Source organism: Clostridium sp. 1001283B150225_161107_B6, from assembly GCF_015556325.1.
Taxonomy (GTDB): Bacteria; Bacillota; Clostridia; order Lachnospirales; family Lachnospiraceae; genus Enterocloster.
Map to the genome: position 1 here is coordinate 200,695 of NZ_JADNMD010000010.1, position 16,563 is coordinate 217,257.

General features: G+C 49.7%; 14 protein-coding genes. 11 read left to right on the plus strand and 3 right to left on the minus strand.

Annotation, left to right across the window (positions count from 1 at the left end):
• Nucleotides 1–120: 120 nt before the first annotated feature.
• Both I2H39_RS21015 and I2H39_RS21020 read left to right on the plus strand, forming a co-directional pair.
• Complete coding sequence (locus I2H39_RS21015) at nt 121–1,284, plus strand: spore coat protein CotS (protein WP_195627443.1); 1,164 nt, start codon at nt 121–123, stop codon at nt 1,282–1,284.
• A 154-nt stretch (nt 1,285–1,438) separates the two neighbouring features.
• On the plus strand, nt 1,439–3,175 hold the full coding sequence (locus I2H39_RS21020) for a phospho-sugar mutase (RefSeq protein WP_138306561.1): 1,737 nt from the start codon (nt 1,439–1,441) through the stop codon (nt 3,173–3,175).
• A 288-nt stretch (nt 3,176–3,463) separates the two neighbouring features.
• On the opposite strand, the gene I2H39_RS21025 is transcribed toward I2H39_RS21020, so the two are convergent.
• The 3 genes from I2H39_RS21025 to I2H39_RS21035 all read right to left on the minus strand — a co-directional run bounded on the left by I2H39_RS21025 (nt 3,464) and on the right by I2H39_RS21035 (nt 6,499).
• Complete coding sequence (locus I2H39_RS21025; RefSeq protein WP_195627444.1) at nt 3,464–4,651, minus strand: putative ABC transporter permease; 1,188 nt, start codon at nt 4,649–4,651, stop codon at nt 3,464–3,466.
• Nucleotides 4,652–4,708: 57 nt separating this feature from the next.
• Entirely contained in the window at nt 4,709–5,596 is an 888-nt protein-coding gene (locus I2H39_RS21030) for a tyrosine-type recombinase/integrase (protein WP_195627451.1), read from the minus strand.
• 66 nt (nt 5,597–5,662) lie between these two features.
• On the minus strand, nt 5,663–6,499 hold the full coding sequence (locus I2H39_RS21035) for a tyrosine-type recombinase/integrase (protein ID WP_195627445.1): 837 nt from the start codon (nt 6,497–6,499) through the stop codon (nt 5,663–5,665).
• A 205-nt stretch (nt 6,500–6,704) separates the two neighbouring features.
• Between I2H39_RS21035 and I2H39_RS21040 the strand changes: the two genes are divergently transcribed.
• The 9 genes from I2H39_RS21040 (at nt 6,705) to I2H39_RS21080 (ending at nt 16,144) form a co-directional block, all read left to right on the plus strand.
• The gene (locus tag I2H39_RS21040) at nt 6,705–7,415 is read left to right on the plus strand and encodes a response regulator transcription factor (protein WP_195627446.1); all 711 of its coding nucleotides are present in this window, start codon (nt 6,705–6,707) and stop codon (nt 7,413–7,415) included.
• Nucleotides 7,390–8,829, plus strand: a complete 1,440-nt coding sequence (locus I2H39_RS29685; protein WP_138306566.1) for a HAMP domain-containing sensor histidine kinase — start codon at nt 7,390–7,392, stop codon at nt 8,827–8,829. The genes I2H39_RS21040 and I2H39_RS29685 overlap by 26 nt, the downstream gene beginning before the upstream one ends.
• Nucleotides 8,830–8,964: 135 nt before the next feature.
• A complete protein-coding gene (locus I2H39_RS21050) occupies nt 8,965–9,705 on the plus strand; it encodes a DUF3919 family protein (protein WP_171042541.1) in 741 nt (246 codons plus the stop codon).
• 16 nt (nt 9,706–9,721) lie between these two features.
• Nucleotides 9,722–10,846, plus strand: coding sequence for an ABC transporter substrate-binding protein (locus I2H39_RS21055; RefSeq protein ID WP_195627447.1), 1,125 nt, complete (start codon nt 9,722–9,724; stop codon nt 10,844–10,846).
• Between the two features lie 108 nt (nt 10,847–10,954).
• Nucleotides 10,955–12,616: an iron ABC transporter permease gene (locus I2H39_RS21060; RefSeq protein WP_138306569.1), complete on the plus strand. Its 1,662-nt coding sequence runs from the start codon at nt 10,955–10,957 to the stop codon at nt 12,614–12,616.
• Nucleotides 12,617–12,635: 19 nt separating this feature from the next.
• Nucleotides 12,636–13,703 (plus strand): ABC transporter ATP-binding protein, encoded by a 1,068-nt coding sequence (locus I2H39_RS21065; protein ID WP_138306570.1) that lies wholly within the window; start codon nt 12,636–12,638, stop codon nt 13,701–13,703.
• Between the two features lie 36 nt (nt 13,704–13,739).
• Nucleotides 13,740–14,393: a histidine phosphatase family protein gene (locus I2H39_RS21070; protein WP_138306571.1), complete on the plus strand. Its 654-nt coding sequence runs from the start codon at nt 13,740–13,742 to the stop codon at nt 14,391–14,393.
• Nucleotides 14,365–15,195 carry a transketolase gene (locus I2H39_RS21075; protein WP_138306572.1) on the plus strand — a complete coding sequence of 277 codons (831 nt, stop codon included), beginning with the start codon at nt 14,365–14,367 and terminating at the stop codon, nt 15,193–15,195. Before I2H39_RS21070 ends, I2H39_RS21075 begins: the two co-directional genes overlap by 29 nt.
• On the plus strand, nt 15,188–16,144 hold the full coding sequence (locus I2H39_RS21080) for a transketolase C-terminal domain-containing protein (RefSeq protein WP_138306573.1): 957 nt from the start codon (nt 15,188–15,190) through the stop codon (nt 16,142–16,144). The genes I2H39_RS21075 and I2H39_RS21080 overlap by 8 nt, the downstream gene beginning before the upstream one ends.
• The last annotated feature ends 419 nt before the right edge of the window (nt 16,145–16,563 follow it).

Sequence of the window (16,563 nt, forward strand, 5' to 3'; positions counted from 1 at the left end):
GCCGGTCCGCCATTTCTCCTGTCATAAACAACCAAATCTTTACATACCCTAGAAGTAGCTGAAACGGCAGCTTCCCGTTTCGACTAAATGTGATGGGATAAGAGTGTGGAGGGGTTGTGGATGAACGAGAAGTACGTGGAAGCCTTAGAACAGTATGATATGGAAGTAAGAGCCGTGAGAAAAGGCCGCGGCTCCTGGATTTGCGAGACAGACCAGGGCTGCAGGCTTTTAAAGGAATACCGTGGGACAGCCAGGCGTCTGGAGTTTGAGGACGAGGTCCTGGGACGGCTGGATACCAGGGGAAGCCTGAGGGCTGACCGGTACCTGAGAAACAGGGAAGGCGGCCTGATGACCGTGACCAGCGACGGCACCAGATACATATTAAAGGACTGGTTTTTGGACCGGGAATGCAATATAAAAGACGGATATGAAATACGCCAGGCCCTGTCCAGGCTGGCCATGCTGCACAGTCAGCTGCGAAAGATTGAGTTTAAGGAGGAGTGGAGCATGGGCTCCATTCTCTCCGGCCCTTTGGAAGAAGAGCTGGAGCGCCATAACCGGGAAATGCAGCGGGCCAGGAACTATATCAGGTCCAAACGCAAAAAATCGGAATTTGAGCTGTGCGTTATCGGCAGCTATCAAATGTTTTACGACCAGGCCCTGGAAGCAGTACAGGGCATACGGGAGCTGTGGCCCGGCGCTGCCGGACTTCCGGCAGAGGGCGGCGGACAGTACGAAAGCGGACAGTACGAAAGCGGGCAGTACGAAAGCGGGCAGTACGGTGCCGGGAAATGCCTGAAGCTGGGGCAATACCAGGAGGACCAGGATGCCCTGGAAGCAGCGGAGGTCCAGCCGCCTGTCAAACAGGACAGGAAGCCCCTGTACCTGTGCCATGGGGACCTGGACCAGCACCATGTGCTCATGGGAGGCGGCTATACGGCCATCATTGAGTACAACCGGATGCACTTGGGAATACAGATATCGGACCTGTACCGGTTCATGCGCAAGGTTATGGAGAAGCACGGGTGGAATCTGGACCTGGGCCTGTCCATGCTGGATTCCTATGAAAGGGTGCTGCCCATGGAGCCGAAGGAGAGGGTGTGTCTGTACTACCTGTTCCTTTATCCTGAAAAATACTGGAAACAGCTGAACTTTTACTACAACGCCAACAAGGCCTGGATACCGGCCCGCAACACAGATAAACTGCGGGGTCTGGAGGAACAGCAGCAGGCCAGGAACAGCTTCCTGAGACGCCTGAAAGCGGACTGCGAAGGCTGTGTCTGACGAAAAATAATAGAGGGTTGTACTTCCTTTTTCTGGTTTGATATAGTATAATCTTAATCAGAAAATACGCTGCGGACCGGCCTGTTACGGCAGCGCCACAGCGGGAATGCCGGCATGTCATGCAGGGAATATCACATTCAGGAGGGAGTATAAAATGAAAGATTACATGAAGATATACCAGGAATGGTTATCAAACCCCTATTTTGATGAGGACACAAAAGCAGAACTTCGCGCCATTGAAGGCGACGAGAATGAGATTAAAGAGCGTTTTTATATGGATCTGGAGTTCGGAACAGCAGGACTGCGCGGTGTCATCGGCGCCGGCATCAACCGGATGAATATCTATGTGGTGAGACGCGCCACCCAGGGCCTTGCCAACTACATTATCAAGCAGGGCGGAGCAGATAAGGGGGTGGCCATTGCATACGACTCCCGCCATATGTCGCCGGAATTTGCCATGGAGGCAGCCATGACCCTGGCAGCCAACGGCATCAAGGCATATAAGTTTGAGTCCCTGCGCCCCACTCCCGAGCTGTCCTTCGCAGTGCGCGAACTGGGATGCATTGCCGGCATCAACATTACGGCCAGCCATAATCCGCCTGAGTACAACGGATACAAGGTATACTGGGAGGACGGCGCCCAGTTCACGCCGCCTCATGACAAGGGCGTGACAGAGGAAGTTCTGGCCATAGAGGACCTGTCCACGGTAAAGACCACAGACCAGGCATCTGCTGCTGCGGCAGGCAAGTACGAGGTTATCGGCAAGGAAATCGACGATAAGTACATTGCCCAGGTCAAGGCCCAGGTGGTGAACCAGAAGGCCATTGATGAGATGCAGGACCAGATTAGCATTGTGTACACCCCGCTTCACGGCACAGGCAACATCCCGGCCAGAAGAGTGATGGAGGAACTGGGCTTTACCCATGTATATGTAGTACCTGAGCAGGAACTGCCGGACGGCGACTTCCCCACGGTGAGCTATCCCAACCCGGAAGCAGCGGAAGCATTTGCCCTTGGCCTTAAGCTGGCTCGGGAAAAGAATGCGGACCTGGTTCTGGCTACAGACCCGGATGCGGACCGGCTGGGCGTATATGTGAAGGATGCCGGGTCAGGGGAATACATTCCGCTGACAGGCAACATGTCCGGCTCTCTTTTGTGCGAATACGTGCTGAGCCAGAAAAAGGCGGCAGGCATGATTCCGGAGGACGGCCAGGTTATCAAATCCATTGTTTCCACCAACCTGATTGATGCAGTGGCAAAGGAATACGGCTGTGAGCTGATTGAAGTGCTGACCGGTTTCAAGTGGATTGGGCAGCAGGTATTAAAGAACGAGAAGACAGGCCATGGCACCTATCTCTTCGGTATGGAGGAGAGCTACGGATGCCTGATTGGCACTTATGCCCGTGACAAGGACGCTATTTCCGCTACAGCAGCCCTTTGCGAGGCAGCTGCTTACTACAAGCAGAAGGGCATGACCCTGTGGGATGCCATGGTTGCCATGTATGAGAAGTACGGCTATTACAAGGATGCTGTTAAGTCCATCGGCTTATCCGGTATTGAGGGCCTGGCTAAGATTCAGTCCATCATGGAGACGCTGAGAAACAACACGCCGGAAGAGGTAGGCGGCTACAAGGTAGTATCCGCCAGGGACTATAAGCTGGATACCATAAAGGATATGGCAACCCAGGAAGTAAAACCAACAGGCCTTCCGTCCTCCAATGTGCTGTATTATGATTTAAACGACGGTGCCTGGATTTGCGTAAGACCGTCCGGCACAGAGCCTAAGATTAAGTTCTACTACGGTATCAAGGGCAGCTCCATGGAGGATGCCGACGCCAGGTCTGAGGCGCTGGGCGCAGCTGTGATGGCCATGGTGGATAAGATGATGTAGGGCATCATTGCCTGTAAAGGCACCATGAACGTAGTGCGAGCGAAACGTGAAAGTATTGAGAAGGAACCAGAACCATGAAGGCATAACAAAATAGTTATGACAGAATCATAAAAAGGGCTGCCGCCCGGTGAACGCAGGCCATCCGCATGCAGATACAGCTGGATACAGCTGATATAGGTGCAGAAGCAGATGGGGACTGTGGAGCCGGCGGCAGTCTTTTTGCTTGATATATTATGTTCTCTGTACAGGACTATTAGGGTATATTCTGTTCCCCAAAAGCACAGAATGCTATTTCGTATGAGTTGTATGAGAATCATCCGGATGCTTCCTGTCCGCAATCTCGCGCAGTTCTTTCAGCGCTTCAGCAAACCGGGAGGAGGAAGCCGTTGGATTGCCCTTCAGTATGCCCCTGCGGTAGAAATCCATATGGGTTGACAGCATATGGCGTTTTTCGGAAATGGACGCAAGCCGCTGCGAAAGAGCGGACAGCTTGTCCCTGCGCTCCTGAACCGCTTTTTTGTTAAGCTCCTCACTCTGCACTGTCTGCGGCGAGTCTTCGCCGCGCTGGGCCAGGGTGCCCGAAACCCTGGCTGCTGCATCCTCCGTAAGCTCTGACAGCCGTTCCGCTGTGCGGGCCACCTTCTCAGCGGTATTCTCCACAAGTCCGCCCACCTTCACAGCGGTATTCTCCACAAGGCCGCCAACCTTCCCGGCCGTACCCTCCATAAATCCGCTCATTTTCTCCATGGTGTTTTCCACCAGCTCATTCAGCCGTTCCGCCGTGTCATCCTTTAATGCGGTTGCATGGCTGGCAGCTCCTGACTTCATCCGGTTCAGCCTGGCGGCCGCTTCCTCCCTGGCCTCTGCAACGCGCTCGCTTGTCTCAGCCTTCAGCAGGGCCATCTGTACCTGTATATCGTCCAGCTCGGCGCGCATGTCCGTCATGGCATCCAGTACCTTGGCCAAATCCAGGGCGGTCTTGACCGATTCAGCCGTATCCGCTGCGAACAGCAGGGATGTCAGCAGCACAAAGATTATGTTGACCATAACAGGAAGCCCCAGGACATAGTGCTCAATGGGGCGGTGCACCACCTCTGTAAGGAAAATGGTCAGAAAACCCCAGGCAATGGAGGAGCTGAGGCAGATATATCCTTTCACGTTGAATCTCTGGCTGCTGTAATCCCAGTATTTCATTTTAAACAGCTTTTCCATACCCCAGCCGGTAATATATTCCAAAATAGTGGCCGCAATAACGCCTGCCAGGTACACCAGGAACAGGTTATCCTTCACAGGGAGGGAAACCCACAGCATCATCACGGCGCCTGTTCCATACAGAGGGAGCAGCGGAAGGCGCAGGAAACCGCGGTTCACAAGGTGACCCGTTTTCGCGGAAACATAGGTGGATTCAAATATCCATCCGAAAAAGCAGTATATAAAAAAGAACGTAAGCCATTGATACCAGGTATATTCGTACATATAAACCATCCTTTGCGAGTTTCTTATATGATACTGTTTTTTTGGGAAAAAAGCAATCTACCATGTGACGATTTGGTCGATAAGCTCTCTCTGCTCATCCGAGGACCGGGTCAGATAGATTCTTGTTGTCTCAATGCTCTCATGGCCCATAAGGTCTGCCAGCAGTGAAATGTCGTTGAATTTAGTCAGAAAGTTTTTTGCAAAGCGGTGCCGGAAGGAGTGGGGGTAGACGGTATCCGGGGATATCCGGTACTTTATGGCCAGCACCTTCAGCTGACTGCTTATGCCTCTGGGGGTAATGGGGCTGCCGCGGCGGTTGGTAAATATAAAGCCGGTCTGTATCTGACGGCTGTCCAGCCAGGCCAGCATTTCCCCGCAGAGTTTTTCCGGAAAATAGATGCGGCGCACCTTTCCGCCCTTGGAGTATAAATCCATGCAGCCAATCTGCACATGCTCAGCCTTAATCTGAATCAGCTCGCTGACCCTGGCTCCCGTAGCACCCAGAAAGCGGACCACAAAATACCAGAACATGTTGTTATCCCGCTTCAGCCCGCGTTTGAGGCGCTCATAATCCCTTTTGGATATGACATTGTTGAGAAAGGGTTTTTGCTGATGCCTGACAGATGGCAGCTTATAAGGCTCCGGAAAATCAACGGAGGCAGCCAGCGGACATGGCCCGGCGTCATCCGCGGTCACGGCGGACTGGAGGGCGGCCACATACTGGTTGATTCCATATATGCGCGTGTTCACAGTGCTGGGTTTGTAGCGTTCCATAAGCCATGCTTTGTAGGACTGGAGATTCTCCACGGTAACATCACGGTACAGACTGTGAAAATGGCGGACAGAGGTGAGATAGGAGTCAATGGTATTGGCAGAGGAACCCCGCCTTTGCAGGAAATCATGGAAATACTCTAAGTTTACCTGATACTTATCAGGATTATACATAAGGGGTTCTGACCGGGGAGGGCCGCCGTAAACAACGCTTATACTGAGTTCTTTCATGACGCCTCCCTACCAGTCCACTACTTTGTTGACAATCCGGTATTGTTCACTGCTGCTGCGCCGGAGATAGATGCGGGTGGTTTCAATGCTCTCATGTCCCAGCAGGTCCGATAAGAGGGATATATCCCCGCATTTTTCTATAAAATTTTTGGCAAAGCGGTGACGGAAACTGTGGGGATATACCACCTCGGGATCCAGGCCGTACCGTGCTGCAAATACCTTGAACTGGGCCCGTATGCCTGATGGGGAGATGGGCGAGTGAAAGCGGTTGAGGAACAGGGGGCCGGTGCTCCGGTGGGTGGCTGCCAGCCATTCCTGCAGTTCGCCAATCAGCCTGCGGGGAATATAGACGCGCCGCATCTTATTGCCCTTGGAATAGATATCCTTGTGGCCGGTGTGGACATCCTCAATCTGAAAGGTAATCAGCTCGCTGATGCGCACCCCTGTGGCTGTTATGAGCCGCACGATGAAATAATAGGTATACTCCTCGCTCTCCGCCAGGCGCCGCTTCAGATATTCATAGTCAGCCTGGCTGATAATCTTATCCAGATATGTTTTCTGCTGAATCTTAATCATGGAAATGGGGGTGATGGAGGCCTGCCTGTATTCCATGTAGCAGTTCAGCGCCCGGATGCGCAGGTTCACGGTCTGGGGCCGGTAATGTTCCAGAAGATATACCTTATAAAGCTGGAGGTTGCGGGGGGTCAGCTGGGGATACAGATGATAAAACTGTTCTACCGCATAGCGGTATACGCAGATGGTATTTGGAGATTTGTTATGGGTCATGAGATATTTCTGAAACTGGTCCAATGCATGATTGGACGTTAACCTTGGTGTAGCTGTCATGATGTAATACCTCCTCTTGTGTGGTTAAATTTTCCAATAAATAATATAGTAATGGATATCTTCGGAAAATGTAAGAGGTGGGGGCACTGTATACAACACTATATAACACGCTATACTTTTTTCGGTAAAGTAGATTATAATGAGAGAAGCAGTAACAGTTCAGGCAGGGAAAAGCAATTAACAAGACCAGGGAGGGAATGACAGGATGAAGGTTTTAGTTGTCGACGATGAAAAAGATATTGTGAAGCTCATACGGCGCAGCTTTGAGATGGAAGGATATGATACCATAGGCGCCTACAATGGCACGGAAGCGATTCAAAAAGTAAAGTGCCAGGCCCCGGATATTGTGCTCCTTGATATTATGCTGCCGGATATGGATGGTTACGAGGTATTGCAGGCAGTACAGGAATACGATGAGACGCTGCCGGTTATCTTTATCACAGCCCAGGACAAGACATACAGCAAAATTCTGGGACTGGAGCTGGGGGCGGATGACTTTATCACCAAACCCCTCAATATTAAGGAGCTGGTGCTTAAGGTAAAGGTTTTGTGGAGGCGTATGAATTACATCCAGATGCGTCAGACGGATAACCAAAAGCCCCTTTGTTATGGAAACCTGGAGCTTCATCCGGGCATGAGGAAGGTGTTCATTGAAGGAGATACCAGGGAACTGACCTACAAAGAATTTGATACAGTATATTTTTTGGCCAGGCATTATGCCCATGTATTTACCAGGGAACAGCTTATCAATGAGATATGGGGGTTTGATTATGTTGGAAATACCAGGGCAGTGGATATACTTATCAAGCGGTTGAGGGCTAAGATAGAGCCCTATGGAAATTACATACATACAATTTACGGAGTAGGTTATAAGTTCGAGGTGCCGGACAGTGGAGAAAAAGAAGATAAAGAGTAAGCTGAAAGTGCGCATGGTGAAGATGAACCTGTGCATCATAATCCCTTTTATTGTTGTGTTTAACATAATATCACTGATTGCATTGTCCAGGCAGCTGAATGCGTCTGCAGTGGAGCGGCTCACAAGCCGCAGCTATACGGGACAGGTATATACCATGAAATATTTCCGGGCCTCCACTGAGGATGACCGGCAGGGGTATTTAAAAAAGATAGCCTCCCATTTTGCCGGTTATCTCTCGGAGATGGCGGATGTCAGGGTGCAAATCTATTCCCGGGAAGGACTGCTTTCTGACTCGGATGTAAGGGGAGCCAGGGTACCTGTAAGCGCGGATGTGGAAAAGGCATTCAGCCAGAAAGCATACAGTTTTCTGAAGGTGGATAACCAAAAGGTTTTATCCTTTTCAAGCCCTATATACGATACCCATACAGACACGGCCACAACAGTGGGGGTGATTCGCTACATATATCCCATGGTACAGGAATACAAGGATATGATGTCGATAGCGGCCATACTGCTGACCATGTCGGGGATTGCGGTGGTGGCGCTTTCATTTCTTCTGTGGTTTCTGTTTGGCAGGCTGGTTGCATCTGTCAATGAGCTTCGCCAGAAGGTTTCCTCTATCCAGAAGGGGAACCTGAACCAAAGGGTGGTCCTTAACAGCAATGATGAAATACAGGAGCTGGGAGAGGCGTTTAACCACATGTGCGAGAGGCTGAATGAGTACATAACACGTTTGGACGAGCAAAAAGAACAGCTTCATCAGTTTTTTAATAATACCACGCATCAGTTGAAAACGCCTCTGACCTCCATTATCGGGTATTCCCAGATGATTCAGCTGCGCAGTGATAACAATGAGGTTTGCGAGGACGCTTTTATTATAGAGGAGGCAGGAGAGACTCTGCTGCATTCCATTGAGATGATGCTGGAGGAATCCCATATCAAGGCGGATTGGGGACCTCTTCATATCAGCTCCTTTGGTCTGGAGGAAGTGGTAGAGGAATGCGCCAGGCTGCTGAGGCCAAGATTCCACAGGTGGAACATCCGGCTGGAAAACCAGTGCAGCAGCGGAACTGTACTGAGAACGGACAGACAGATGTGTAAAGAAGTAATCCTTACCATACTGGATAATGCCATAAACCACAGCGGCTGTAATGAGATTTATATATGGGAGGAACATACAGAAGGAAACACCAGCCTGCACATTAGGGACAATGGCTGCGGAATCAGCCGTGAGAACGCCAAACTTATATTCAAACCCTTTTACCAGGTTCAGGGAGGCGGAGGACGAGGAAACGGTCTGGGGCTGGCGGTGTGCGCCTCCATTATGGACCGGCTTAAGGGCAGTATCTGTCTGCGGGATGGGGAAGAATCAGGAGCGGAATTTGTGGTCACCTTTTCAAAGTTACATTTATGAAACAATTAGGGAATTATTATGAATAAATTACAGAATATACTAAAGTCACAACAAAAAAATGTGCAAAAAATGCAAAACAAAAGCGCTGCGCGGGCAGAGGTGGTGGCAATATGCTGCATAGCTGTGTCTGTATGCATGTTTTGGGTGTATATGCAGCTTCCATATGGCAAGGTTCATACCATTGAGGATGAGAATTATGTATATACCCTGATGAACCGGTCCGTGCCCATATCACTGGACCTGAGCGATGATTTGTGGGGGACAGTTAAAATTGAGTCCATTGAAGAAATCCTGGAGTATTATGAAATGCTGTACAAGCTTCCTGTTACAACAGAAGCAGGAAAAAAATCCGGTTCCCCGAGAAGGACCGTAAGCGGGGTCATCCATTTCCTGGAGAGTCCCAGTATTTACTTTACAGCGGATAGTTATATTGTGCGGGATGGAATCATGTACGGCAATGAGTTCACGGAGCATCAGGTTTCTTCCATGACAGACAGGATTTGCGACCATTTCTATACCACCGACAATCTGGGTGAACTTATAGGTTCCTACAACAGGGTGGTGCTGCGCAGGCAGTCGGAACGGTCCAACCTGACGGTAAATGAAAAAAGCCGGTTAAAAGAGATTGTCATGCAGGGCAAGAAACTGGAAGGAAGCAAAGACTTTTCCGAAATGGCCCGGAGCAAGGGAGAGGCGGTATGTCAGATTGAGATATATTCCTCCGATATCCAGAAGGATATTCCGCAGATTTACATTGTGGTGTTTGAGAATGGCTTCTGCCAGGTGTATGATGTGGACAACACAGTGGGAAGTATCATGTTCTTTGCGGCGGACACGCCGGCATTTTTGGCGGATTTTGCACAGAATCCACAGTAAAAGGAGAGGGTGGCTTATGAAACGGAATCTATTAGCAATTGCAGTATCAGCAGCAATGACGGCATCCCTGTTGGGAGGCTGCGGCGGCAGTAACCAGAAGGCAGCGGAAAGCACGGTAAAGCAGGAAGAGACAACAAAGGCTCCGGAGAGCGATGAGAAAACGGAAGAAGCAGAACCGGCAGAGGCCGGCCAGCTGGATTTGTCCGGTCAGGAAATCAGTATTCTGGGTTCTTACCATGAAGACATGGTAAAAAGACTGGCGGAAATGTTTGAAGAGAGGACCGGATGCAAGGTGTCATATCTGCGTATGCCTACCGGGGAAGCTGTTGCTAAGATGACGGCAGAAAAAGATAATCCATCTGTGAATGTATACTTGGGAGGAACTGTGGACGGTCATGAGAATCTGGTGCAGCAGGGACTTCTGGTACCTTATAAGTCCTCTACCGAGGCGGAAATTCCGTCTGAGTACCTGGACCCCAACGGTGTCTGGAAATCCCAGTACATTGAAACGCTTTCCATTGGCGTTAACACAGAGCGATGGGAGAAGGAATTCGCAGACAGCGGACTCGAGATGCCGACGACTCTGGAAGAGCTTATAAACCCTGCTTTTAAAGGGGAAATCATCACACCGGACCCGTCCTCTTCCGGAACAGGCTATACCTTTATTTCCTCTGTGCTGGAATACATGGGTGAGGAAAAGGGATGGGAATACCTGGAACAGTTTAACGAGCAGGTGGGACAGTATACCTCCAGCGGCTATACCCCGGCTGAAAAAACCGGCCTGGGAGAGTACCTTATCTGCGTGAACTTTCTTGCCGACCAATTGATAGTAAAGACATCAGGCTATCCTATGTCAAGTACGGTATACGAGGGAGCCGGATGGACAATGGTTCCGGTTTCCATGGTGGCAGGCTCTGAGGATAATCAGGCCGCCCAGGCCTTTGTGGATTTCTGTCTTACAAAGGATGCGCTGGATGCCCTGGTAGAGCTGGCCAACTGTGTGGCTGTAAGGGATGACTGTATTGCGCCGGAGGGCGGAAGCAAATTATCGGAACTGAATTTCAACCGGGAGTATGACCCGATTGCGGCGGCGTCTGTAAAGAGTGAGACGGTAGATAAATTTGCAGCTATGATGCCGTAACATAGAACACACCTGTGTACTTGTGTATGGGGGCGCTCCATATTTTCCAGACGGAAAAGGGAGCGCCCCCAAAATATACACCAAATTCAATGAAAGAGGTGATAATGAATGGAAAGTTCACAAAAGGTACGTGAAAAAAAGGGACTGCTGACAGATATGAAGGATATGATAGCAGACCCAGGACTGACACTTTTTGTATTACTTATTTTCCTTGTCTTTATTCTGTTTATTGTATATCCATTTTTAAAACTGGCATTACTGCCCGGGGCGGAGGACTGGACAAAGGCATTTACCTCATCCAAGGTAATGACTGCGTTCCGGCATACCATGGTTTCTTCTGTGCTGGCTACCACAACTGCCATTGTAATCGGGTTTATTTTCGCCTATGCCATGAATTATGCCAGGCTGCCCGGAAGCAGGGTGTTCCGCGTCATAGCACTTCTGCCCAATATGGCGCCGTCCGTTATGACGGGTCTTGCGTTCCTGCTGCTGTTTGGACGCCGGGGTGTCATAACATACAGGCTTCTGGGACTGACCACGGACCCATATGGATGGTTCGGTCTGTGGATTGTACAGAGCCTTGCCTTTTTTCCTTTGGCCTATATTACCATTTCCGGCGTGTTAAGGGCTATCAGCCCCAACGTGGAGCTGTCGGCACAGAACCTGGGAGCGTCGGGATTCAGGCTGTTCTGCACGGTGACGGTTCCCCTGGCAACTCCCGGAATAGCCAGCGCGTACCTGCTGGTATTCATCAATACACTGGCAGATTTCGGAAATCCGAAACTGATAGGAGGCAACTATAATACATTGGCTACATTGGCCTATACCACAGTGACCGGAAATTATGATATGCCTCTGGCAGCAGCCTTGAGCCTGTTTCTTGTGGTTCCCTCCCTGCTCATGTTTTTTATCCAGAAGTTTTATCTGGACCGGAAATCATACGTAACGGTAACCGGAAAGCCCACAGGAGGTCTTACAAGAGAGTTTGTATCAGTGCCGGTCAAAGTGTTCCTGTTCTCCGTATGCTCCTTTGTGTGCCTGATTATCTGTATCCTGATTGGCGGAGTGGTGGGATTCTCCTTTACGGAAACACTTGGCGTGGACAATACCTTTACATTCAGTCATTTTTACAGCAATGTACTGAATTCAAAGACCATGGCAAACAGCTGGAAATTGTCGGTTGTGGCTGCAATTGCGACTGCCTGTCTGGGCATACTTCTGGGTTATCTGGTTACCAGGAAACGGTTTCCGGGGCGTCAGACCGCTGATTTTCTTGCAATGCTTCCGGCATCCCTGCCGGGAACCTTTATCGGTATATCTCTGATTATTGTATTCAATAAGAAGCCGTTGATGCTGACGGGAACCGGAGCAATCATCGTTATCGGTATGGTAATCCGCCAGATACCGGTAGGGTACCGGAATGCTGTGGCCGGATTTAAACAGATTGACAAATCCATTGAGGAGGCAGCAGCTAATCTGGGCAGCTCCAGTGTAAAAACATTCAGGACCATTGTCATGCCCATGCTTAAGAATCCAATGTCCATCTGCCTTGTATACAGTTTTATGAAATGTATGAACACTCTGAGTACAGTCATATTCCTTGTATCCGCAAAGTGGAATGTGGCATCCAATACCATTCTGAATCTGGCTGACTGGGGGGCTTATGGAGATGCTGCAGCAACGGCCCTTGGCATGATGCTGATTATTCTGCTGACCTTTGGCATAGCGAAGCTTTTGCTTCGTGATAAAATCAACATATTTGACCTATAGAACAGAGAGGAGACGCATCATGAGTGAAAAGGATGTTTTATTACAAATGAAGGATATAGTAAAGGTGTTTGGGAAAAACGTGATTATTAATCATATTTCCCTGGATATAGAAAGAGGAAAGTTCATCACCTTCCTGGGCCCGTCCGGATGCGGAAAAACCACACTGTTAAGAATGATTGCCGGTTTTTACCATCTGGATGGGGGAAGCATCGTCTTAAACGGGCGGAGCATTGAGGGACTGCCTCCGCAGAAGAGGAACACTCCCATGGTGTTCCAGGAGTATGCGCTGTTCCCGCATATGACAGTGGAGGAAAATGTATCATACGGGCTTAAGAACCAGAAAATTCCCAAAGAGGAAATCAGCCGTAAGGTTAAAGAGGTGCTGGAACTGGTAAATCTTACAGGATTAGAGAAAAGATATCCAAACCAGATGTCCGGGGGACAGCAGCAAAGAGTGGCGATTGCAAGAGCTCTGGTAAACAGCGCTGACCTGCTGCTGCTGGATGAGCCGCTTTCCAATCTGGATGCGAAGTTAAGGGAGTCCGTGCGGGTGGAGCTCCGCCTGATTCAGAGAAAACTGGGAATTACAATGATATATGTTACCCACGACCAGCAGGAGGCGTTGTCCATGTCTGATAAGATACTGGTTCTGGAGCACGGCAATATCCAGCAGTATGGGGAACCCAGGGAGATTTATTTCAAGCCCAAAACCAAATTCGTGGCAGATTTCATAGGAGTGGCCAATTTCATTGAGGGAATGAATGAGGATACCGGCAATCACGCAGTGCTGACCTATTGCGGCCAGAAGATAGAGGCAGATGAAAATTGTGGGAAAAAACAGAATATCACGGTAAGCATCCGTCCTGAATCCATCCGCCTTGTGACAAAGCCTGAGAATGAGGGATGCATTTACATAAAGGGCAGGGTGAGGCATTCCATGTTCCTGGGGGAAAAGGTACGCTATTTTATTGTGGACCAGCAGGATAAGGAGTGGATTGCGGATGCGTTCGACACTGGGATGCAGGTCCATGAAGGGGACATATATATGGAAATACAACAGGGAAAGCCCCACCTGATATCAGAGTAAAAGCTTGTGGTGGCAGTTGGGAATAAAGGAGAGCAGATGAGCTGTGACATTTATTTTGTAAGGCATGGGGAGACATACTGGAATGTAGAACGGAGAATGCAGGGGCAGGTAAATATCCCGTTAAATGAGCGCGGGAGAGAACAGGCGCAGGCTGCCGCCTGTAAATTAAGGGACGTGCCGCTGGAGGTATGTTATACCAGTCCGCTGGACAGGGCCGGGGAGACGGCCCGAATTATACTGGGACAGAGGCGCATACCAATCATAGATGAACCGCTGCTGATAGAACAGGGGTATGGACTGTCGGAAGGCGCTTATCAGGACCATGGCTATCACGATTTGGCAGCGCCTATCTATGGATATGAGGATGCCCCGGAGACTTACAGGCCGGATATTGGAGCGGAGAGCTTTGAGGATATCATGAACCGGGCAGCCACGGTGGTGGAAAAGTTACTGGTCCCCATGGAAGAGAAGTACCGCAATGTGCTGATTGCGGCCCATGGAGCCATTATATGCGGCATTTTAAATACAATGCTTGGCAGGCCAATCAGACAGTTTTGGGATACAAAATTGGATAACTGCGGAATCGCGCAGGTGACCTTCCATGGGAGGACTGTGGATATGAATCTTTCGGAATGTATTGGCGTATCAAGGGGGAAGATGGATGGAACATTTAAAGGCATTGTCATTTGAATTAAGAAAAGATGCAGTCAATATAATTATGGAGGCAGGGACCGGACACATTGGCGGAGACATGAGCGTTATGGATATCCTGGTGGCATTATACTTTAAACATATGAATATCAGCCCGGATAACATGGACTCTCCTGAACGGGACCGCTTTGTGCTCAGCAAGGGCCATTCAATGGAGGCCTATTATGCAGTCCTTGCCGCCAAGGGGTTTCTGGATATAAAGGATGTAAGAGCTAATTTCTCGAAATTTGGTTCCAGGTATATCGGACATCCCAATAATAAACTGCCCGGAATTGAGATGAATTCCGGTTCCCTGGGTCACGGACTTCCGGTCTGCGTGGGCATGGCCCTGGCAGGCAGAATGGATGGGAGAAGCTACCGGGTGTACACGGTAATGGGTGACGGGGAACTTGCTGAGGGAAGCGTCTGGGAGGGCGCTATGGCAGCCGGACATTATGGACTGGATAACCTGTGTGCGGTGGTGGACAGAAACCATCTCCAGATTTCCGGGAATACAGAAGCAGTAATGAGGCAGGAGTGTCAGAAGGAGCGTTGGGAAAGCTTTGGATGGCATGCCATTCAGTCTGATGGAAATGACATTGACAGTCTGGACCGTGCATTCAGGGAGGCAAAGTCGGTGAAGGGGAAGCCGTCGGTTGTGATTGCAGACACGGTCAAAGGGTATGGTTCAGCGCTCATGGAGAATAAGGCTGAATGGCATCATAAGGTGCCAAGCCGTGAAGAATACGAACAAATTATAAAGGACCTGGAGGAGAGGAAGGAGGAGGCGCTGCATGAATAAAACAGCAAACAGACAGGTTATCTGTGAGGTGCTGATGGAGCAGGCAGAGACAGACAAGGACATTGTGGTATTGTGCAGCGATTCGCGTGGCAGTGCATCCCTGACAGATTTTGCCAGGAAATATCCCAATCAGTTTGTGGAAACCGGGATAGCGGAACAGAATCTGGTCAGCATAGCGGCAGGACTGGCAAAGTGTGGGAAACGGGTATTTGCAGCTTCTCCGGCAAGCTTTATTTCCGCCAGGAGTTATGAGCAGATTAAGGTGGATGTGGCATATTCGGACACAAATGTAACCTTGATTGGCATCAGCGGGGGAATCAGCTATGGCGCCCTGGGAATGAGCCACCATTCTGCACAGGATATAGCCGCTCTGTCGGCCATTCCCAATATGAGGGTTTATCTGCCCTGCGACAGGCATGAAACCCGGTGTCTGATGGAGGAGCTGGTGAAGGATGACAGACCGGCTTATCTGAGGGTGGGACGAAATCCGGTAGAGGATGTATATGAAGACGGAAGGGTCCCCTTTGTCATGGACCAGGCGGTTACTTTGATGGACGGAAACGATGTACTGCTTGTGGCCTGCGGTGAGATGGTGCGTCCTGCACTGGATGCGGCCCGTATGCTTCGCGGGGATGGGATAGAAGCAGCCGTGCTTGACATGTACTGCCTTAAGCCCATGGACAGAAAAACATTGGTGGAAAAGGCGTCAGGGGTAAAGGCGGTCATGACGGTTGAAGAACACTCGCCCTTCGGGGGACTGGGAGCCATGGTCAGTCAGGCAATAGGTGAGGAGTGTCCCAGAACAGTGGTGCACCTGGCTCTTCCTGATGAGCCGGTTATCTCAGGCACCTCCGGTCAGGTATTTGAATACTATGGCCTGGATGCAGAAGGAATCAGAAAAAGGGCTGTTGATTTAATGAAGCAGGTTGAATCATGCAGGCAAAATTAGAAATTAAAATTCCGAAAAAAAGAACCGGCATCCGCGAAATACGGTGCCGATTCTTTTTCTGCTTTTTTTCGCATGGCTCATTGCCTGCGTGGGAATGGTAGGTATATAAAAAAGAAAATGTTATAGGGGGGCCGGACGGATTGCTCCGTCCGGTATGAGTATGAAAAAGCTTTGTGATTTCAAGTAATCACTTGAAACAAAGGCCTCGTCCACCTCTCGGTGAACTTGTTATTATAATAAGCAATAATTGTGACGAAAATATGTCCTTGGCATGAAAAAAACATAAAGAAAATAAAAAAGAAAAAAACCCTTTGAAAACTTTACAATATTGTATATAATAGAAGCAATGCATAGGAGTAATGCAATGGAACCATTTATATTTTAAGCAATTGATGCGGTCTGCCCGGCGTTTTGTCCCG